Origin of the sequence: Sphingomonas sp. Leaf23 (assembly GCF_001421585.1) — a bacterium.
GTDB lineage: Bacteria > Pseudomonadota > Alphaproteobacteria > Sphingomonadales > Sphingomonadaceae > Sphingomonas.
Genome location: NZ_LMKR01000003.1, coordinates 613,512 through 633,997 on the forward strand (window position 1 = coordinate 613,512; position 20,486 = coordinate 633,997).

The window sequence follows — 20,486 nt, forward strand, 5'->3', positions numbered from 1 at the left end:
TAATTTGTGACATGCCCGCTAAGTCACTGATAGGCAACGCTTCCCCATAACTGGCACAGACACTGCAATGTTGCCCGCAAGATCCGCCGCCTCGCTGCGGACATCTTCAGGGAGACCAGCCAATGTTTGCCGCGTATATCATCACGTCGAAGGTCCTCGGCCTCGTCACCGCCGCGTCGGCCTTTGCCGCCCAGCCGGAGGTGGCACCAGCCATCGCCGGCCTCACCGTCGCGGCCACCGAAGCAGTCGCCGCGACGCCGACCGTTCGTGAACGGCGCTACTGCATCAAGGACCGCCGCGAAGGCGCACCGCCGCGGCCGAAGATCTGCCGCACCCGCGACGACTGGCGGGCGCGGGGGTTCGATCCGCTGATCGCGCTCGGTCGGCTTTGAATTGGGATAATACCGCCGGGCTGGTGCGCCCGGCGGTGTCGATTACAGCGTGCGCTCGTACATCTGATACACGCGATTGACCTTGCTATCGATCGTCGTCGCGATGGCGTTCATGCCCTGATTGTCGTCGAGCACCCAACCGATCTCGCCGCGCGAGGCACCGAACTTGGCGACGGCATCGCGGCGGATATATTCGATCATCATGAAGGCCAGCTGGCTCGCCATGCGCGACGCCTGCAGCTTCTTGACGACCCCCATCAGCGGCACGCGCATCGTCCGCGCCTTGGGCGCGCGCAGCCACAGCAGCAGCTTCAGCCAGTTGAACGGCAGCAGCGATCCGCCCATGGGCTTCAGCGGCTCGTTCATATCGGGCAGCGTAATCATGAACGCGACGGGTTCACCGTCCAGCTCGGCGATGCGGATCAGGTCCTCGAACACCAGCGGCTTCAGCTTCTTGCCGACATCGTCCACTTCAGGTTGGGTCAGCGGCACGAAGCCCCAATTGTCCGACCATGCATCGTTCAGGATGCGCAGGATGATCTCCGCCTCATCGGCAAACTTCGCCTTGTTGACGCGGCGGATATGGATGCGCTGGTTCTTTTCGCCGGCGGCGACGATGCGCTGGACGATCGGCGGGAAATCCTTGGTGATGTCCAGCTCATAGGTAATCATCTGCTTGACCGGGACATAGCCGGCACCTTCGATCCAGCCGCGATAGGCGGGCAGGTGATGGCCCATCAGCACCGTCGGGCTATGGTCGTGCCCTTCGATCAGCAGGCCCGGCTCTTCCCAGACGGACAGGCTGCACGGCCCGATCGCGCGGTTCATGCCCTTGCCACGCAGCCAGCTTTCGGCCTGCGCGATCAGCGCGGAGGCCACCTCGGCATCCTCCGCCTCGAACATGCCCCAGAAACCAACGCCGGGGCCGAAACCCTTTTCGGTCGGCATGGTCAGCGCCAGCGTGTCGAGATGCGCGGACACCCGTCCGACGACCTGCCCGCCACGTTCGGCGATGTAGAGCTGCGCTTCGGCATGGCTGAACCAGCCATTCTTCTTGGGATCGATCTGCCCGGCGACCTCGCTCTTCAGCGGCGGGACCCAGTGCGGATCGTTGGCGTACAGCCGATAGGGCAGGGCGATGAATGCCTTGCGATCGGCAGCGGTAACGACCGGACGGACGGTGATCGACATGGCTATCCCCCAAACAGCAACGGGGCGGCAATGCGCCGCCCCGCCTCAAACTTCAAATGACAAATCGGTCATCCGGTCATCCACGATAGCGCGGATGCCCCTTTGCGACGCCGCCCGACAGCTCGGCGACCTTCGGATATTTCTTCGCGACTTCCTCGGTATAGCCGAGGTTGAAGACCGTCGGGCTCTTTTCCGGGCGTTCCGAACGCTCGTAATGGGTGCCGAAAATCTTGTCCCAAAAGAAGTTGGTGATGCCGAAATTGCCATGCTCGTCGTGGAAATGGTGCGCCATGTGCTTGCGCTTCCATTCTACCAGCAGCTTGTTCTTGGGCTTGTAGGCCAAATGCTGGATGCAGTGGCAGAATTCGTAGAAACAGGTGGTCAGCAGGCCAGCCGCCAGCGCCGCCATCGCCCCAGCGAACCCGCCAATGGCATAGCCAATCGGCGCAGTCGCGATCGCGATTGCGGGCAGCGTGGTGTGCAGCGCGCCGAACAGCACCTCGAGGTGGTTCGGGTCCTGATGGTGGTCGTAATGGATACGCTTCCACGTCGCGGCGAGCGGCGCGAACTTGAACATCCAGTTGGAATGCAGCACCCAGCGGTGCAGCACATACCACACGAAGGGATAGGCAAGAACTGCAACACCGACCGACGCCAGCGTCGGGACCAGCGGCGCGGGGCGCCATGCGAACAGCCCGATCGCGACGAACGACAGCGCGATATAGGCCATGATTGCCGGATACTGAAAATACGCAACGACAAGCTGCTTGAAGGTCATCTTGTCGAGATGGTGCGACTTTTTCCAGAAGCCCTGCTTCTCGGTGATCGCGTTCATCGGCCTAACTTCCTCAATCCATTCCTTTAACCGGACGATTCGCCCATCGTTTCCGCTCTGCCCGTGTTTTGCGGCCAAAGTGCGACGATCCTTGGGCTATTCCTCGGTCCGGATCAGCACCGCCTCACCGATCAGGAAAAACAGCAGGAACGGCGCCCAAGCCGCTAGGAACGGTGGGTAAGCCCCAAGGTTGCCCATCGCGAGAGCGAAATTGTCCGCCACGAAATAGGTGAACCCCAGCGCCATGCCAATGACGGCGCGGACAAACAACTTGCCCGAACGGGCAACACCGAACGCCGCGACCGCCGCCAGCAGCGGCATCAGGACCGCCGACAGCGGGCCAGATAATTTGTGCCACAGCGCCCCCTCCAGCGCCTTCGTGGGACGGCCGGCTTCGGTCAGGTCGTTGATCGCCAGCGACAACTGGCCGAACGACAGTCCGTCGGGGTCGACATTCTGCAGGGTGAACTGATCCGGCCGGACCCCGCCGGCGATCTTCAATGTCCCCAACCGCTCACGAATGCCGGTCGCAACGGTGAAGCGTTCGGCATTCTCGATTCGCCACGCGCCACCCTCGCGCCAGCCGCTGCTGGCAGTAACGAGCTCGCGCAGCGAACTGCCTTCGCGGTTGTACACGGTGATGCCACGCAGCCGTGTCGCTTCGCCGCGCCCCGCTACGCGCGCGACTTGGATCAGATTGTCGCCATCGCGCACCCAGACATTGGTCCGCTCGCCCCGGTCGACCGGCATCGGCCCGTAATCGACATTGTCCCAGACGGTCAGCGTCGCGGTTGCCCGCGCAACGACCCGGTCGTTGAATCCGAACGACAATGCCGCCACGCCAAAGCTTGCGAGGATCAGCGGCGCCAGCACCTGATGCGCCGACAGCCCGCCGGCCTTCAGGCTGATGATCTCGCTATTCTGGTTCAGCTGGGTCAGCGTCAGGATGGTGCCGAGCAGCACCGAAAACGGCAGAAAGCGCGCGATGATCTGCGGTGTGCGCAGCGAGACATAGCGCAGGATTTCCGCCTGTCCATTGCCCGGCACCGCCAGGATCTTGCCGCTTTCGCTGAGCAGATCGAGCGCCTGCAGCACCAGCACCAGCGCGAACAGGATCGCAAAGGTGCGGATCAGGAACAGCCGCGCCATGTAGACGGCGACCGTCGTGGAGGGGAAAAAAGCGCGCATCACGCCGCCGCCTTGCGACGACCGGGCAGATAGCGGCCGATGAACTTGCCGATCTTGGCGGCACCCCGCTCCAGCCCGCCGATCGGCTCGCCGCCTGGCACGCGCGCGACCACCCAGTACAAGCGGAATACCAGCGCGGTGAACAGCAGGAACGGGCCCCACAGCGCGATGATCGGATCGATCCGGCCAAGCCCGCCGACCGCTTCGCCATATTCGTTGACCTTGTGATAGGTCACGATCATCACGATCGACAGGAACACGCCCAGCGCCGAGGAAGAGCGCTTGGGCGGCACGCCCAGCGCCAGCGCCAGCATAGGTAGCAGGAACATCGTCGCCACCTCCGCCAGCCGGAAGTGGAAGTTCGCGCGCGCCGCGTCGCGATCCTCTTCGCTTACCTTTGGATTGTGGCCGGTGATCGCCAGCTGCGGCAGCGTCTGCTCGAGATCGCGTCCGCCACGCGGGCGGAAGCTGCCGAACTTGGGCAGGTCGATCGGCAGGTCGTGCGCGGTGAAGGTCAGCGTCCGCGGCACCCGGAAATCGGGGGCGTTATGGATCAGGGTGCCGTTGGTCAGGCGAAAAATGATGGTGTTGGGATCGTCGGTACGCAGGAACTGGCCGCGCTCCGCGGTGACGCCCAGCCATTGGCCGTTCGGGCGGCTCGCCTGCACGAAGATGCCGCGCAGGTCCGCGCCCGAATCACGGCTTTCCTCGATCCGCAGCGTCATGCGTTCGCCGAGCTTCGTGAATTCGCCGACCTTGATCGAGGCGCCCAGCGCCCCGGTGCGCAGTTCGAAGCGCAGCGCCTCATAATTATAGCGCGCCAGCGGCTGCACGAAGCCGACAATGGCAAGGTTCGCCGCCGCCAGCACCGTCGCATAGATGAATGGCACACGCAGCAGCCGCCAATAGCTCATGCCGACGCCCAGCATCACGTCGAGTTCGGAACTGGTGGCGAGCTTGCGGAACGCCAGCAGGATGCCGAGCATCAGCCCGATCGGAATGCCGAGCCCCAGATATTCAGGCAGCAGGTTGGCGAGCATCCGCCACACGACACTGACCGGGCCGCCCTCCGCCGCGACGAAATCGAACAGCCGCAGCATCCGGTCGAGGACGAGCAGCATCGCCGAAATCAGCAGCGTGGAGAACAGCGGCACCGCGATCAGCCGGGCCATGTAGCGATCGATCGATGGCATGGGCCAAGGCTATAGCGAAGGCGTGGCGGGAAGCTAGTCCTTACAAATCCTCCCCGGCACGGGGAGGGGGACCAGCGCAGCTGGTGGAGGGGGGCGTCCGCATACGGGACCGTTGCATTGGACGGCCAGCCCCCTCCACCACCGCTTCGCGGCGGTCCCCCTCCCCGCGGGCGGGGAGGATCTTTACGCGAGGACCCCGACCGCCTTGCCAGCGGCTTCGAACATGCCAAGGATCGTCTCGACCTGTTCCGCCGTATGTTCAGCGCACAGCGAGCAGCGCAGCAGGAAGGTGCCAGCCGGGGTCGCGGGCGGGCGGGCCATGTTCACGTACAGCCCGCCTTCGAGCAGCGCCTGCCACATCAAGACCGCCTGCTGCTGATCCTCGAGGATCACCGCGATGATCGCCGATTGCGGGGTGTCGGTGCCGAGCTTGAAGCCCAGATCCTTGAGGCCACCATGCAGCCGCTTCGAATTGCGCCACAGATGCGCGCGCTTGTCGCCAGCATGCATCAGCTTGCGGATCGAGGTCGCGGCGGTGGCGACGACCGAGGGCGGCAGCGACGCGGTGAAGACATACGGACGGCAGACCAGCCGCATCACGTCGAACTTCGGATGGTTCGACACGCAGAAGCCGCCGACCGTGCCGACCGATTTGGAGAAGGTGCCGACGACGAAATCGACGTCCTGCTCGACGCCCTGTTCCTCATACACGCCGCGGCCATTGGGACCGAAAAAGCCCATGCCGTGCGCTTCGTCGACCAGGACCATCGCGCCGTGCTTCTTCGCCACCGCGACCATTTCGGGCAGCGGGGCGATGTCGCCGAGCATCGAATAGACGCCCTCCAGCACGACCAGCTTGCCCGGCTCCTTGGGCAGGCGGCCCAGCCGCTTGTCGAGATCCTCGACCGAGTTGTGGCGGAAGCGGACGATTTCGGCATTGCCGAGCGAACAGCCGTCATAGATCGACGCATGGCTGTCGGCATCGAGGATGATATATTCGCCCTTACCCGCCAGCGTCGAGATGATGCCGAGATTGGCCTGATAGCCGGTCGAAAAGACCATGGCATGATCGGTGCCGTAGAATTCGCGCAGCGCCGCTTCGCAATCCTTGTGCGGATCGTAGGTGCCGTTCAGCACCCGGCTGCCGGTCGTGCCCGCGCCGAATTCGTCCAGCGCCTTCTTGCCCGCCGCCACGACGTCGGGGTCGAAGGTCATGCCCATGTAATTGTAGGTGCCGAGCAGGATCGTGTCCTTGCCCCGGATCACCGCCTGGGTCGGCGACGTCACCTTGTCCATCACGATCGCGAAGGGATCCCGCACGCCCGTCGCCAACAGTGCCTCGCGTTCGGCGATCAGCGCATCGAATTTGCTGAACAGGTCGCGTTCGGGCGCGATCGCTTCCGGCGACGTGGGCAGGGCGTGGGGCGTGGCGGCGGCTTCGGTCATGGTATCGGTCTTTCGGGGCCGGGCAGGGGGATCAGGCGGTCTTCAGCTTTTCGACGGCATCGGCCAGCTGGCCGACGGTTTCGATATCCGCCTGCATGTTCATGGTGATGACGATATCGAATTCGTCCTCCACCGCCGCGACGAAATCCATCACGGTCAGGCTGTCCCATTCGAGATCGCCGGCAAAGGTCGTCGCCTCGGTCAGTGCGACGCCCTTCTTGTTGAACGGTTCGATCAGGCTGGTGATCGTGGCGAGGGTGGCGGCGCGGTCGCTCATGCGGGTCTTTCCAGAATAGGTGATTGCGCGGGGCTATAGCAGACGATGCGCGCGATACCATGCCGCGGTGTCGGCAAGGCCGCGTGCCGTGTCGATCCGTGGCTCCCACAGGTCGGACGGTGGCCGGCGGGCGGGATCGGCGGTCCAGTCGGGATGGGCGAGATAGCTTGCCCGGTCGGGCGTCAGCTTGGCCGCGGCACCCCGCAACGTACGGTCGATCCGCGCGCCCAGTCGCAACAGGCCGGCGGGCAGGTGCATTGGCAACACCCGCCGCCCGACCGCCGCGCCGATCAGCCGGGCAAGGTCGGCATGGCTCAGCGGATTGCCGTCATCGACCTCCAGCACGGCACGCGGGCCATCCCGCTCGGCCAATGCCAGCAGCAGCCGCACGAGGTCGTCGACCGCGACCAACGCGACCCTGCCCGGCGGGGGCAGGAGGGCGAGGCCCATCTGCGCCATGCGGAACATGTCGCGCATCTCGGTATCGCCGGGGCCATAGACGCCGCTGGGCCGGACGATGGTCCAGTCGCGGTCGCTTACCCGCACCAGTTCCTCGCCCGCGCGTTTCGACGCCCCATAGGCCGAGAGCTGCGGCTCGCGTGCCGACAGCGAGGAGACATGGACGAAGCGCCGCACGCCCGCCGCCCGTGCCGCGTCCAGCACCGCCTGCGTCCCCGCGACATTGCCGGCGGTGAAGCCGGCGACATCGGGTGCGCTGACGACCCCGGCGACGTGCAGCACCATATCGGCCCCGGCCATCAGCTCGACCAGGCTGTCGGGCTTGTCGAGCGCGCCGCGCACCCAGTTGACGTTCGGTTCGGCTGGTTGCGCCCGGCGGGTCAGCGCGCGGATATGCCAGTCCTGCCCGACCGCCTGCGCGATCACGCGGCGACCGACAAAGCCGGTTCCGCCGGTCAGCGCCATCGTCCTCACAGCAACGCCATATGGTTGCGGTGGACCAGCGCCGACCGCGGCGAATAGCCCAGCAGCTCGGCCAGTTCCTCGCTGCGTCGCCCGACGATCCGCGCGGCCTCGCCGGCGTCGTATTCGGCGAGGCCCCGCGCGATCGCCCGCCCATCGGCATCGACGATCCGTACAAGATCGCCGCGCGCGAAATCACCGGCGACCTCGATCGCACCGGCGGGCAGCAGGCTGCGTCCGCTCGACAGCGCACGGGCGGCCCCAGCGTCGATCCGGATCGACCCACGATCGGTCAGCCCGCCCGACAGCCACGCCTTGCGCGCCGGCGCATTGCCGGCGGTGGCGAAGACCGTGCCATGGCCGGTCTCGCCGAACCGCGCGAGCGGATGGTCGATCCGGCCGGTGGTGATGGCAAGGTTCGCACCGGCGGCGGTGGCGATCCGTGCCGCCTCCACCTTCGACACCATCCCGCCCGATCCCATGCCCGACGACGACTTGCCGTCGGCCATCGCCATGATGCCGGCATCGATCTGCGCGACATGCGGGATCAGCCGGGCGTCGGGGTTGCTGTGTGGGTTTGAATCATACAGCCCGTCGATATCGGACAGCAGCACGACGCCGTTCGCGCGCGCCGCCGCACCGACCCGCGCCGCCAGCCGATCATTATCGCCAAAGCGGATTTCCTCGGTCGCCACGCTGTCGTTTTCGTTGACGACCGGCACCACGCCCAGCGTCAGCAACCGGCCGAGCGTCGCCGAGACATTCAGGTAGCGCCGCCGATCCTCCAGATCGTCGAGCGTCACCAGCAATTGCGCGGCGGTCAGGCCGTGCTGCCCCAGCAATTCGGCCCAGATGCTCGACAGTGCGATCTGCCCGGTGGCGGCCGCCGCCTGCGCATCCTCCAGGCTGGCCCGCCCGCCCTTGGGCAGTCCCAGCCGCCGCGCGCCAAGCGCGATCGCGCCCGACGATACGATGACGACCTGCTGCCCTGCGGCGACGCGCTGTGCGATATCGGCGACCAGCGATGCCAGCCATTCGCGCCGTGGCTGGCCGTCAGGCGCGACGAGCAACGCCGACCCGACCTTTACGATCAGGCGGGGGCAGGCTTGGGGAGAGAAACAATCCTCCCCGGCACGGGGAGGGGAACCAGCCACAGGCTGGTGGAGGGGGGTGTCCTGCTGCACAACGGCTGCGTTGCGCGGAGCGCCCCCTCCACCGCCTTGCGGACGGTCCCCCTCCCCGCGGAGCGGGGAGGATTTCGAACCACCTAGATCGGCGACCATTCGCGCGGTTCCTCGTCGTCACCGGTGTCCTGCGCGTGCATCTCGCCCGGCCCGATCGCCTCGATCAGCCGGTCGAGCACCGCTTCCAGCCCTTGGCCAGTCGCGCCCGACAGCGGCAGGACCTGTGCCCCGCTTTCGGCTTCCAGTTCGGCGATCAGCGCCTCGGTCAGTTCGTCGTCGAGCAGGTCGGCCTTGTTGAGCGCGATCACCTCGGGCTTGTCGGCCAGGTCGGCGCCATACGCCTCCAGCTCGCCGCGCACGATGCGATATGCCTCGACCGGATCGTCGGTATGGCTGTCGATCAGGTGCAGCAGCACCCGGCACCGCTCGATATGCCCCAGAAAGCGATCGCCGATGCCAGCCCCTTCGGCGGCACCTTCGATCAGGCCGGGGATGTCCGCCACGACGAATTCGCGCTGCTTGTGACTGACCACGCCCAACTGCGGCCGGGTGGTGGTGAAGGCATAGGCGCCGACCTTGGCATTGGCATTGGTCACGGCATTGATGAAGGTCGACTTGCCGGCATTGGGCAGTCCGACCAGCCCGGCATCGGCCAGCAGCTTCAGCCGCAGCCAGACCCATGCCTCGTCACCCGGCCAGCCGGTGCCGTGCTGGCGGGGCGCGCGGTTGGTCGACGTCTTGTAGCTGGCATTGCCGCGCCCGCCGTCGCCACCGCGCAGGAACACCTCGCGCTGGCCGGCATGGGTGAAGTCGGCGAGGACGGTTTCCTTGTCCTCCGACAGCACCTGCGTTCCCACCGGCACGCGGATGATGAGGTCGCGCCCGCCGCCGCCGGTGCGGTTCGCGCCGGAACCGCCCGACCCGCGCGGCGCACGGAAATGCTGGGTGTAGCGGAAATCGATGAGCGTGTTCAGGCCGGGCACGGCTTCGAAGATGATATCGCCGCCCTTGCCGCCGTTGCCGCCGTCGGGGCCGCCATATTCCATGAACTTTTCACGGCGGAAACTGACGGCACCGGGGCCGCCCCCGCCCGAACGGACGAAGATCTTGGCTTGATCGAGAAAATGCATGGCGTGCGCTTAGTCTGAGTCGCCCCAAGGGGGAAGGAGATTATGCTACAGCCGCCGGTAGAGCACCAGTGCGTCGACCTCGCCCAGCGTCGGATGATCGAACGCGCCTGGTAGCCGCCCGACCTGTTCGAAGCCTAGCGAGAGCCACAGACCGACCGCGCGGACATTGGTGGCGATCACGAAATTATACTGCATCGCGCGAAAGCCGGCGGCACGGGCATGGTCGAACGAATGCAGCGCCATCGCACGGGCAATGCCGCGCCCGGTTGCTGTGCCGAGTGTCGCATAGCCGCAATTGGCGACATGCTTGCCCCCGCCGGCCTTGTTCGCACGACAGAAATAGGTGCCGAGTACCTGGCCTGCGATCTCCGCGACGAACACCGCATGTCCGGGCGCGAACCAGAAGTCGAGCGCCTGTTCCGCGGTCATGGTGCGGTCGAGCGCATAGGTTTCGCCGGCACGGATGATCGGCAGCAGGATGTCGGCGATCGCCGCCGCATCGGCCGGCGTCGCGGCACGCACCAGCACGCTCATGCCTGCCCGCGCACCGCCATCAGGCTGCGCATCGCTAGCTCGCGCGCCCGTTCACGCGGCAGGCGCAGCGCCTTCGCCATCGGCCCGCCCAGCAACGCGTCGCCCAGCGCCATCAGCACCAGCTGCAGCGTCTCATCGGCCAGCGGCATCCCGCTCAGCGTATTTTCATGGCCCAGCCGATCGACTAGCGCATGGATCGCATCGAGGATCGGGTCGAGCGCATCGTCATTGCCCGACAGGATCATCCAGCTGGCGAGCGCCCCCGCGCCCTCACGGTCGAACGCATCGAACGTCAGGTCGACGATCTCCCGCGGGTCGTGGTCGCCATCGCGGGCGCGCAGCACCGCCGCGCCGATCGTCGCGGTGATCGACGTCGCCATCCGTTCCGCCAGCGCCTTTTGCAGCCCCGATGCCGATCCGAAATGGTGGAGCAGATTGGCGTGGGTCCGCCCGATCCGCGTCGCCACCGCCTTCAGCGTGACCGCCTGCGGCCCCGCCTCGATCAGCAGGTCGCGCGCCGCGTCCAGCGCGGCATCGCGCGACGCTTCGGGGGAAAGGCGACGGCGTGCTATTGACATTTTTGTAAGTAATTCGCAACGTGCATGCGATGATGTGGAGCAGAACCGTGTCGAAAGCAAAGACTCCCGCCGACCTGACCATCACGCCGCGCGACGTGCGCTTCGGGCGCGACGGCGGCTATCGGCGCTATTGGCTGAACGACGATCCGGTCGCCACCGCCTTCTACAACGCGTTGTCGGTCACCTTTCCGAAGGGGGAGGGCTTCTTCATCGACAGCGTGCGCCAGTTTCGCGACGATGTACCGCCGCGCCTTGCCGCCGAGATCCGCGCCTTCGTCAAGCAGGAGGTGATTCACACGCGCGAGCATGTCGCGTTCAACCGCCATGTTTCCGATCAGGGCTATGACACCTCCCGGCTGGAGGCGCGGGTCGATCGCGAGCTGGCGATCACGCGCGGCAAGCCGCCGATCGCCAATCTGGCGGCGACGATGTGCCTTGAGCATTTCACCGCGATCCTCGCCCATCAACTGGTCGCCAACCCACGCCATCTGGCGGGCGGCGACCAGGCCGCCGCCGATCTGTGGCGGTGGCATGCGATCGAGGAGATCGAGCACAAGGGCGTCGCCTACGACACCTGGTTGCATGCGACGCGCGACTGGAGCCGGTTCAAGCGCTGGCGGGTCAAGGCGGTCGTCATGCTGATCGTCACCGCGAAATTCTACCGCGGCCGGACGGCGGGCATGCTCGACCTGCTGGCGCAGGACGGGCTGAGCGGTGCACGTCTCAAATGGCGGTTGTTCGCCTATGCGTTCGGCCGGCCGGGGATGGCGCGCAAGGTCATGGGGCTGTGGTTCGCCTTCTTCCTGCCCGGCTTTCATCCGTGGAACCATGACGACCGCGCACTGATCGGGCTGGTCGACAGCGAGTTCGCGGCGGCCCGGCTCGCCAGCGCCTGAACCGCTTGCCCTGCGCGACGGTGCGGGGCAGGAGCGGCAAATGCGAACGGTATCGGAAGAAGCGGCGGTGCGGCTCTACCACCTCGACGACGAGGGTGGGGTGGCGACCACGATCCTGTACGGCACACTTGCCGAAGCGATGGCTGCCGCCGCGCGGGAGCCGGAGGAAATGCAGGCCGGGTTGTATTTGCAGACCAGCAGCGATGTCGTCGGCTATCTCGACCTTCTGGAAGGGTGACCGGGGCGACACTCGGCGCGCGCCCCGGCCGCCGACATCACTGATAGCCGCCTTCTTCCTCGCGTTCCTCGGCGGCCTCTTCCTGGACCTCTTCCATTTCCTTTTCCTGGGGCGTTTCGGGATCGATCATCGGGGCTTCCTCCGGATACGGCAGCAGCGCCGCCCGGCATCAACCAGCCGGGCGGGCACCGCGTTCCGTCACGATCAGGCCGCGAGCCGCCGGGCGTTGTGACGATCCGACAGGTCGATGGCGTAGTCGATCGTCTCGACCGTCATGCCCCGGCCAAGCGAACGGATCGTGCTGCAGGTACCGGTGGCGACGAAGCCCAGCCGCCGCAGCACGGCGCCCGACGCCGGATTGTCGACATAGTGACCGGCGACGACCCGCCCGATCCCCAGCGTCGCCGCGCTGTCCAGCACCGCACGCCCCGCCTCGGTCGCATAGCCGCGCCCCCATGCCGCGGGCGTGAGCCAATAGCCCAGCATATGTGGCACACCCTCCAGCGGGCCGATGCCGATCCCGCCGATCAGCTCGCAGCGTCCGCGATCATGGGCAAAGATCAGGAAGGTCAGGCCGGGATCGCCCGCCCATGTGCCGATGAACGCCTCCGCATCGGCCAGCGTGTAGGGCCATGGCGCACGCGACAGGTTGCGCACGATCGCCTCGTGACCGATCGTGGCCAGCAGGGCGGGAGCATCCTCGGGCCAGCCGGGGACGCAGGGTCAGGCGCTCGGTACGGGCGAACATCAGCGTCTCTCCAATACGCCGCGCCTCCGCAGGGAAGCGGGCAGGTGCCGGAGAGAGCAATAAAAAAAGGGAGCCGGGGTGACCCGCCTCCCTCTTTTTGGCTGGTTCCGTCGCCGGAACCCGGGTCACCCTGGTGGGCGACCCGTGTGGTAGCCCGTTATTCTGCGGCCTGAGCCAGCATCTCGACATACGCGAACTTGCGGCCGAGCTTGCCTTCCTTGAACGCCACGCGGCCATCGACCAGTGCGAACAGGGTGTGGTCCTTGCCCATCCCGACGTTCACGCCCGGATAGAACTTCGTGCCGCGCTGACGCACGATAATGTTGCCCGCGACCACTTCCTGGCCACCGAACTTCTTCACGCCAAGGCGACGGCCGGCCGAATCACGACCGTTACGCGACGAACCGCCTGCTTTTTTATGTGCCATGGTTCAAACTCCTCGTATTCGCTCGGGCGCTTATGCGGCGGCGCTGTCGTCGGCGCGCTTGTCGCCGATCGCGGTGATCTTCAGGATGGTGTGCTGCTGGCGATGACCGTTCTTGCGACGGTAGTTGTGCCGGCGGCGCTTCTTGAAGACGATGACCTTCTCGCCCTTCGCCTGCGCGATGATTTCCGCCGAAACCGTCAGCCCTGCGACCGACTTCAGTTCCGAACCTTCGCCAGCAAGGAGCACGTCACCGAGCGTCACGTTGCTGCCAGCTTCGCCGTCGAGCTTTTCGACGACGATCTTGTCTCCTGCGGCAACGCGATACTGCTTGCCGCCCGTGCGCACGATTGCGAACATGGCCCTTGCTTCTTTCCCAAATACAATATGTCCGCGTGGAGATACCCCACACGGCAAGTGGATCGTGACTAGGCAAGGTGATCCGCGCTGTCAATGGTGAAGGCGCGATTCGACCGCGAAACCGATGTTGCAGCGCCGCAACGGTAGTGTGACAATCGTGTGATGCGGAACGGGGAAGGGTTGCGTCAGAAAATTGCGGAGGAGAGGGTCGGCACGCAACGGTACGGGCAACTGCCCGCACCTGGGGGAGATTTTCATGCGTAAACCCGTTTTCACCGCGTTGTTTCTGACGAGCGCGCTGGCCGCCGTGCCGGCCTTTGCACAGGTCGCGGATGCGCCGCCGCCCGCCGATCAGGTACCCGCGGGCGAGGAAATCCTGGTCGTCGGCACGCGTGCGCAGGGCCGCACGGTCGCCGAAAGCCCGGTGCCGGTCGACGTCATCACCGGCGATGCGCTGGTCAACGCCGGCTACACCGAAACCAACAAGCTGCTGAACCAGCTGGTCCCGTCGTTCAACTTCCCGCAGCCCTCGATCACCGACGGCACCGACGTTGTGCGCCCGGCGACGCTGCGCGGCCTGTCGCCCGACCAGACGCTGGTGCTGGTCAACGGCAAGCGTCGCCACACCACCTCGCTGCTGAACGCCAATGGCTCGGTCGGGCGTGGTTCGTCGGCGGTCGACCTCAACACTATCCCCAGCCTCGCCATTGAGCGGATCGACGTGCTGCGCGACGGTGCCTCGTCGCAATATGGGTCGGATGCGATCGCCGGCGTCATCAATGTCCAGCTGAAGCGCCGCGAAGGCGGTCGCGCGACGATGACCTATGGCAAGTACGTCTCGTCGATGGAGGGCGTGGCCGAAGTCTCCGGAATCGCCCGACAGGCGAACGGCCAGCCGCAGGTCCGCGCCGACGGCACCTATGTGCTGGAGGAAACCGGCCGCGACCGCCAGGTCCGCGACGGCCGCACCGTGACGTTCGCCGCCAATATGGGCCTGCCGATGGGCGAAACCGCCTATCTGAACCTGACCGGCGAATATCGCGACCGCGAACCGACCAACCGTGCCGGCTATGACCCGCGCCGTTTCTATCCGCTGTCGACCACCGGGACGGTCGATGCGCGCGAGTTCGGCGCAAACCGCGTCAACCACCGCTATGGCGATGCGAAGACCACCGACTTCAACTTCTTCCTGAACGGCGGCGTCGATATCGGCGCCACGTCGGAACTCTACATCTTCGGCAGCTACGGCATCCGCGACGGCGAAAGCGCGGCCTTCTACCGCCGGGCGTCGGGTCGCGACACCAACAGCAACATTCAAGACCTGCGCAACTGTACCTTCACCGGCACGGTCTGCACGCCCTTCTATGCCGATGGGTTCCTGCCGCTCATCACCACCCAGATGGAGGATTTCTCCGGCGCACTGGGCGTGAAGGGCGAGGTGGCCGGGTTCAAATACGACCTGTCCTATGTCTATGGCACCAACAGCTTCGATTTCCGGATCGAGAACAGCTATAACGCGTCGTTCGGGCCGCAGTCGCAGCGTGCGTTCAACGCCGGCGGTACGCGGTTTGGCCAGCAGACCGTCAATCTCGACCTGCAGCGCGAGATCGCCGTCGGCTTCCTATCGTCGCTCTCGCTGGCGCTCGGCGGCGAATATCGTAACGAGAACTACAAGATCGTCGCGGGCGAATTCCAGAGCTATGCCGCCGGGCCGTTCGCGTTCACCAACGGCGCCGCTGCCGGGTCGCAGGGCTTCCCCGGCTTCTCGCCCAACAGCCGGGTGGATACGTCGCGCGACAGCTTTGCGGGCTATGCCGAACTGGACGCGAAGGTCAGCGACGCATTCAACGTCGTCGCCGCCGGCCGCTACGAACATTATAGCGACTTCGGCGATACGGTGAACGGCAAGGTCGCGGCACGCTTTGCCCCGACCGACTGGATCGCGGCACGCGGGTCGATTTCGACCGGGTTCCGTGCACCGAGCCTCGCGCAGCAGTTCTTCTCGTCCTTCGCGACGCAGAATATCGGCGGCACGCTGGTCGAAATCGGCACCTTCCGCGTCGGCGATCCGGTCGCCCGCGCGCTGGGATCGCGCCAGTTGCAGGCGGAAAAGTCGGTCAATATCGGTGGGGGCCTGACGCTCACGCCGTTGCGCGGGCTGACGCTGACGGCCGATTACTACAACATCAAGATTAACGACCGGATCATCCTGTCCGAAAACCTGCAGGGCAATGCAGTCGTCGCGGTGCTGCGCGCCGCCGGGATTCAGGACATCACCTCCGCCCGGTTCTTCATCAACGGCATCGACACCCGGACCCAGGGCGTGGAAGTGGTCGGCACCTACCGCGTGCCCGACCTCGGCATCGGCAGCGTCACGCTGACCGCCGGCTACAACTACAACCAGACCGACATCACCAACCGCTCCACGCTGTCGGCGATTCCGGGCGTCACGCTGTTCGGGCGGCAGGAATCGCTGCGCCTGACCGAAGGGCAGCCGCGATCGAAGGTCAATGTCGGGCTCGACTGGTCGCAGGGGATCTTCGGTATCACCGCGCGCACCAACCGGTTCGGTAACACGCTGTCGCCGGGTGGCGCGGTGGCGACCGATGTCGAGCTGGAACCGAAGTGGCTGACCGACCTCGAAGTCCGCGCGACGCCGGGGCAGTTCGAGCTGGCGATCGGTGCGAACAACCTGTTCGACGTCTATCCGACGCGCAACCCGATCCTGGGTGCGGCGGCAATCAACAACTACTTCATCCCGTACAGCAGCTTCTCGCCATTCGGCTTCAACGGGCGCTACCTGTACGCCCGTGCCGGTGTGAAGTTCTGATGCGACAGGGCGGGCAGGGGCATTGCTCCTGCCCGCCCATCCTGCCGGCCGGGTGCCTTACCCGTCCTGTTCGTCTGCGTCCGGCGCGGCGCGCAGTCGCCGCTGCTCGGTCAATACCTGCCACCCGGTCAGGAACAGCGCGCCCGCAACCGGGCCGACGACGATCCCGCTCAACCCCAGCAGGTCGATGCCGCCCAGCGTCGTGACCAGCACCAGCCAGTCGGGCAGGCCGGTATCGCGTCCGACCAGTACCGGGCGCAGGATATTGTCGGCGAGGCCGATCACCAGCACGCCCGACAGGATCACGACCACGCCCTGCCACACCGCGCCGGTCGCCAGCAGATAGATCGCGACCGGAGTCCAGATCAGCGCCGGGCCGACTGCCGGCAGCAGCGCGACGATCGCCATGACCACGCCCCACAGCAGGGCGGCGGGCAAGCCGACGATCCAGAAGGTAATCGCGCCGAGCGCCCCCTGCACCAGTGCGACGACGCCCGACCCCTTGATCGTCGCACGCACGACTGCGACGAACTTGTCGGCCAGCCGCCGGGCAACGGTTGGCTCCAGCGGGAGCGCGCGGACGATCGCCGGGCCGATCCGCTCACCATCGCGCAACAGGAAGTAGGTGACGTACAGCCCGACGCCGAACGCCAGCAGGAATGCGGCGGCATTGGCCCCGATCGACAGCGCGCTGCGGGCAAGCACGCTCGCGCTGGCGCTCGCCGCCTGCGAAATCTTCAGCTGGGCACGTTCGAAACTGCCGAACCCCGCGCTGTCGATCGCCCGCTGCACCTTGGCGGGCAGGGCGCCATGGACCTGTTCGAAATAGGTCGCGAAATTGATCTGGCCGGTGCGCAGCTGGCTGTAGACGCCGGCCGCCTGGTCGATGACCATGCTGACGATAATCATCGCCGGGATGACCACCGCGACCGTAATGATGAGCATGGTCAGCGCGGCGGCGAGGTTGCGCTGGCCCGGCCGCCAGCGCAGCAGGCGCTGAAACAGCGGCTGGAACAGCAACGCCGCCAGCCCCGCCCATAGCAGCGCGCCGATAAAACTCGATACGACGAAGGTAAGCGCGATGGTGACCAGCGCGAGAAAGATCAGGAACCCGCCGGATTCGACGCGCTGACGGACGATTGCCATGCTGGACAGCCTCGGTTTCGGTAAGGCCGGCGCGTGTCGCCGGACGGTTTCGTTGCGGGGGCGGAACGCCTTGGCAGCTTCTATGCTCCCTGCGCGCGCGTCGAAAGTCCGAAATCCTCAGGCGAAGAAGCGCGTCGGCACTGCGCCTTCGGCCCCGCCATCACGATCGCGGAGGCAACGCGCGCCAGTTGAGGACATGGGCGGTGGCCAGGATCACCGCGCCGATCGACGACACGATCCGCTCGGCGACTTCCGCCTCGACCGCAAACGCGCCTAGGCCGAGCAGCGCCAGTCCGGCCCCGGCCAGCAGCGCCGGCCCATGGCGACCGTGCCGGGCGTGCCGCGACGCCATCGCCAGCATGCTGGTCGGCACTGCGAAGGCAAAGGCGATGGCATGGAAGGACTCCGGCACGACCAGCATGGTGGCAAGGACCGGCAGGGCGACGAATAGCAGCGGCAGCGCGAGGCAATGGATGAGGCACAGGAGCGACGCGGTAACGGCAAAGCCGTCGAGCAGGCGCTGTCGACGCGGTGGCAGTTCGGGCAGGGCAGTGCTGGACGTCATGGACAATCGCCTCTAATGATATAAGGTAACATATCATGCTTATGATCGTCCGTGGCAATACCCCTCGATAACCGGTCGTCGCCTGCCGCGCGCCGTTGCTTCGATCGGGTTGCGTTCATCTCCGATGCCGCATGACCATGGTTCAGCCCGACGCGATGCTATACCATCGCATTCAACGCACCGATTCAACCAGATGAAGGACGCCCATGCATCGTCGTACCCTGTTAGTATCCGCTGCCATTCTGCCCCTGCTCAACACGCCGCTGCGTGCCGCCGAACCTGCCAATCCGCTGCTCGGTGACTGGGCCAACGGCATTCCGCCCTATGGGGCGATCCGTCCGGCGCATTACCGCCCGGCGTTCGATGCCGCGCTGAAGGCTGCGCGCGCCGATTTCCGCGCGATCACCGTTGCCCGGTCGGCACCGACCTTCGCCAATACGATCGAGGCGATGGAGCGGTCGGGCCAGCAGCTGACGCGCGTGTCGTCGGCCTTCTTCAACGTCTCCTCGGCCGATGCCACCCCGGAAATCCAAGCGGTTGAGGAAGCGGTCGTCCCCGAACTGACGCGATTTTCGAACGAAACCTCGCTCGACCCGGCGATGTTTGCGCGGGTCGACCGGCTGTACAAGGATCGCGCCTCGCTCGGCCTCGACCCGGAACAGGCGCGGCTGCTGGAGGAGACGTACAAGCGTTACGTCCGTGCCGGTGCCGCGCTGCCCCCGGCGACCCGTGCCCGCGTCGCCGCGATCAACGAGGAACACGCAAAGCTCGGCGTCCAGTTCGGGCAGAAGCTGCTGGCCGACCAGAAGGCGAGCAGCGTCCTGCTGACCGAGGCGGAGGTCGCGGGGCTGCCCGCCGACCTGAAGTCGGCCGCGGCGACCGCTGCGAAGGCAGAGGGCAAGGCCGGCTATCTGATCCCCGCCACCCGGTCGGCGGTCGAACCGTTCCTGACCGTCGCGACCAACCGCGCCGCCCGACAGAAGGTATTTGCCGCATTCGACAATCGCGGCGCCAATGCGAACGACAACAACACGTCGGCGATCATCCGCCGGTTTGTCGAACTGCGGATCGAGCGCGCGAAGCTGATGGGCGCGCAGAGCCACGCCGCCTTCGTGTTGCAGGATGCGATGGCCAAGACGCCAGAGGCTGCGACCGACCTGTTGATGCGCGTCTATCGCCCCGCGCTGACCCGCGCGCAGGAAGAGGAAGTGGCGCTGCTGAAGCTCGCCAGCGCCGATGGGGTGACGCGGATCGAGCCGTCGGACTGGCGTTTCTACGCCGAAAAGGAACGCCAGCGCCGCTACAGCCTCGATGAAGGCGCGGTGAAGCAGTATTTCCCGCTGGACGGCATGGTCGCCGCGCTGATGGACACGACGAAGCGGCTGTACGGCATCCAGTTCGTCGCGCGCAGCGACGTGCCGGTTTATGCCGATGGCATGAAGGTGTGGGAGGTGCGCGAGGGCAACGGCACGCCGATCGGCCTTTTCTATGCCGACTGGTTCGCCCGCCCGACCAAGCGGCCCGGCGCGTGGATGAACTCGCTGCGCGACCAGAGCACGCTGCTGGGACAGCAGGCGATCGTCGTGAACAATTGCAACTACACGCCCCCGGCGCCGGGTGAGCGTGCGCTTATCAGCCTCGACGATGCGGAGACGCTGTTCCACGAGTTCGGCCATGGCCTGCACGGCCTGTTCAGCAAGGTTCGCTATCCCAGCCTGTCGGGCACGTCGGTCACCCGCGATTTCGTGGAGTTCCCGTCGCAGGTGCACGAACACTGGGTCAGCGACCCGGCGATCCTGCGTGTCCATGCCCGCAACGCCGCCGGGCAGCCGATGCCGGAGGCGATGCTGAAGTCGCTGCTGGAAGCGCGCACCTTCAACCAGGGCTATCTGACGGTGCAGCAGCTGTCGTCGGCGATCCTCGACATGCGGCTGCATTCGCTGGGCGCGCTGCCCGCCGATTTCGATGCGGTGCGGTGGGAAAAGGCGCAGCTCGCCGATCTGGGCGTGCCGCACGCGGTGGGCATGCGGCATCGCCTGCCGCACTTCAGCCATATCTTCGACGGCGGCTATTCGGCGGGCTATTACGCCTATAACTGGGCCGAAGTGCTCGACGCCGACGGCTTTGCCGCGTTCGAGGAATCGGGCGACGTGTTCAACCCGGTGCTGGCGAAGAAGCTGCGCGACGAAGTATTGTCGCGGGGCAATTCGCGCGATCCTGCGGCCAGCTATGTCGCGTTCCGTGGGCGGATGCCCGACGCGACCGCATTGCTGCGCAATCGTGGCCTTGCCTGATCGGTGGCGGGTTCGCTTCGGGGAACCCGCGCCTGTCATCTGCCAGCCGGTGCGAAGTGTCGCGCCGTCGCTGGTGACCCCTACGAGAATCGAACTCGTGTTTTCGCCGTGCACTC

The 20,486-nt window shown here is 66.0% G+C and carries 21 protein-coding genes; 5 read left to right on the top strand and 16 right to left on the bottom strand.

The features are described 5' to 3' along the window. The first annotated feature begins 122 nt into the window (after positions 1-122). Positions 123-392, top strand: a complete 270-nt coding sequence (locus ASE67_RS11240) for a hypothetical protein (protein ID WP_055760859.1) — start codon at positions 123-125, stop codon at positions 390-392. A gap of 42 nt (positions 393-434) precedes the next feature. Here ASE67_RS11240 and ASE67_RS11245 read toward each other — a convergent pair whose 3' ends face one another. From ASE67_RS11245 to ASE67_RS11295, 11 genes are all read right to left on the bottom strand, one after another. Further along, a complete protein-coding gene (locus tag ASE67_RS11245) occupies positions 435-1,583 on the bottom strand; it encodes a hypothetical protein (protein ID WP_055760863.1) in 1,149 nt (382 codons plus the stop codon). 76 nt (positions 1,584-1,659) lie between these two features. Beyond that, positions 1,660-2,418 carry a sterol desaturase family protein gene (locus ASE67_RS11250; RefSeq protein ID WP_082457070.1) on the bottom strand — a complete coding sequence of 253 codons (759 nt, stop codon included), beginning with the start codon at positions 2,416-2,418 and terminating at the stop codon, positions 1,660-1,662. A 96-nt stretch (positions 2,419-2,514) separates the two neighbouring features. After that, on the bottom strand, positions 2,515-3,606 hold the full coding sequence (lptG, locus tag ASE67_RS11255; protein ID WP_055760868.1) for an LPS export ABC transporter permease LptG: 1,092 nt from the start codon (positions 3,604-3,606) through the stop codon (positions 2,515-2,517). Continuing rightward, complete coding sequence (lptF, locus tag ASE67_RS11260; protein WP_200922207.1) at positions 3,606-4,799, bottom strand: LPS export ABC transporter permease LptF; 1,194 nt, start codon at positions 4,797-4,799, stop codon at positions 3,606-3,608. The genes lptG and lptF overlap by 1 nt, the downstream gene beginning before the upstream one ends. A gap of 183 nt (positions 4,800-4,982) precedes the next feature. Further along, the gene (gene spt, locus ASE67_RS11265; protein ID WP_082457071.1) at positions 4,983-6,245 is read right to left on the bottom strand and encodes a serine palmitoyltransferase; all 1,263 of its coding nucleotides are present in this window, start codon (positions 6,243-6,245) and stop codon (positions 4,983-4,985) included. A 31-nt stretch (positions 6,246-6,276) separates the two neighbouring features. Continuing rightward, positions 6,277-6,522 carry an acyl carrier protein gene (locus tag ASE67_RS11270; RefSeq protein WP_055760871.1) on the bottom strand — a complete coding sequence of 82 codons (246 nt, stop codon included), beginning with the start codon at positions 6,520-6,522 and terminating at the stop codon, positions 6,277-6,279. 33 nt (positions 6,523-6,555) lie between these two features. Beyond that, complete coding sequence (locus ASE67_RS11275) at positions 6,556-7,446, bottom strand: NAD-dependent epimerase/dehydratase family protein (RefSeq protein WP_055760874.1); 891 nt, start codon at positions 7,444-7,446, stop codon at positions 6,556-6,558. Between the two features lie 5 nt (positions 7,447-7,451). Next, entirely contained in the window at positions 7,452-8,597 is a 1,146-nt protein-coding gene (gene proB, locus ASE67_RS11280; RefSeq protein ID WP_055760876.1) for a glutamate 5-kinase, read from the bottom strand. 113 nt (positions 8,598-8,710) lie between these two features. After that, positions 8,711-9,757 (bottom strand): GTPase ObgE, encoded by a 1,047-nt coding sequence (obgE, locus tag ASE67_RS11285; RefSeq protein ID WP_055760879.1) that lies wholly within the window; start codon positions 9,755-9,757, stop codon positions 8,711-8,713. Positions 9,758-9,802: 45 nt separating this feature from the next. Next, a complete protein-coding gene (locus ASE67_RS11290) occupies positions 9,803-10,291 on the bottom strand; it encodes a GNAT family N-acetyltransferase (protein ID WP_055760882.1) in 489 nt (162 codons plus the stop codon). Next, positions 10,288-10,869, bottom strand: coding sequence for a TetR/AcrR family transcriptional regulator (locus ASE67_RS11295; RefSeq protein ID WP_055760885.1), 582 nt, complete (start codon positions 10,867-10,869; stop codon positions 10,288-10,290). Before ASE67_RS11295 ends, ASE67_RS11290 begins: the two co-directional genes overlap by 4 nt. Positions 10,870-10,901: 32 nt before the next feature. Here ASE67_RS11295 and ASE67_RS11300 point away from each other — a divergent pair, with 32 nt between their 5' ends. Together ASE67_RS11300 and ASE67_RS11305 are read left to right on the top strand one after the other, a co-directional pair. Then, entirely contained in the window at positions 10,902-11,765 is an 864-nt protein-coding gene (locus tag ASE67_RS11300; RefSeq protein WP_055761650.1) for a metal-dependent hydrolase, read from the top strand. Positions 11,766-11,805: 40 nt separating this feature from the next. Continuing rightward, positions 11,806-12,003, top strand: a complete 198-nt coding sequence (locus ASE67_RS11305; RefSeq protein WP_055760888.1) for a hypothetical protein — start codon at positions 11,806-11,808, stop codon at positions 12,001-12,003. A gap of 204 nt (positions 12,004-12,207) precedes the next feature. Here the strand turns inward: ASE67_RS11305 and ASE67_RS11310 are convergent, their stop codons facing one another. The 3 genes from ASE67_RS11310 to rplU form a co-directional block, all read right to left on the bottom strand. Further along, a complete protein-coding gene (locus tag ASE67_RS11310) occupies positions 12,208-12,660 on the bottom strand; it encodes a GNAT family N-acetyltransferase (protein ID WP_235511879.1) in 453 nt (150 codons plus the stop codon). 248 nt (positions 12,661-12,908) lie between these two features. Continuing rightward, positions 12,909-13,178, bottom strand: a complete 270-nt coding sequence (gene rpmA, locus ASE67_RS11315; protein WP_055760892.1) for a 50S ribosomal protein L27 — start codon at positions 13,176-13,178, stop codon at positions 12,909-12,911. A 30-nt stretch (positions 13,179-13,208) separates the two neighbouring features. Then, positions 13,209-13,535, bottom strand: coding sequence for a 50S ribosomal protein L21 (gene rplU, locus ASE67_RS11320; protein ID WP_055760895.1), 327 nt, complete (start codon positions 13,533-13,535; stop codon positions 13,209-13,211). Between the two features lie 256 nt (positions 13,536-13,791). Between rplU and ASE67_RS11325 the strand changes: the two genes are divergently transcribed. After that, complete coding sequence (locus ASE67_RS11325; protein WP_055760898.1) at positions 13,792-16,365, top strand: TonB-dependent receptor plug domain-containing protein; 2,574 nt, start codon at positions 13,792-13,794, stop codon at positions 16,363-16,365. 57 nt (positions 16,366-16,422) lie between these two features. Here the strand turns inward: ASE67_RS11325 and ASE67_RS11330 are convergent, their stop codons facing one another. Further along, on the bottom strand, positions 16,423-17,511 hold the full coding sequence (locus tag ASE67_RS11330) for an AI-2E family transporter (protein WP_055760901.1): 1,089 nt from the start codon (positions 17,509-17,511) through the stop codon (positions 16,423-16,425). A 160-nt stretch (positions 17,512-17,671) separates the two neighbouring features. Continuing rightward, on the bottom strand, positions 17,672-18,076 hold the full coding sequence (locus ASE67_RS11335; protein ID WP_055760904.1) for a MerC domain-containing protein: 405 nt from the start codon (positions 18,074-18,076) through the stop codon (positions 17,672-17,674). 206 nt (positions 18,077-18,282) lie between these two features. Here ASE67_RS11335 and ASE67_RS11340 point away from each other — a divergent pair, with 206 nt between their 5' ends. Continuing rightward, on the top strand, positions 18,283-20,370 hold the full coding sequence (locus ASE67_RS11340; RefSeq protein ID WP_082457073.1) for a M3 family metallopeptidase: 2,088 nt from the start codon (positions 18,283-18,285) through the stop codon (positions 20,368-20,370). Positions 20,371-20,486: the final 116 nt, after the last annotated feature.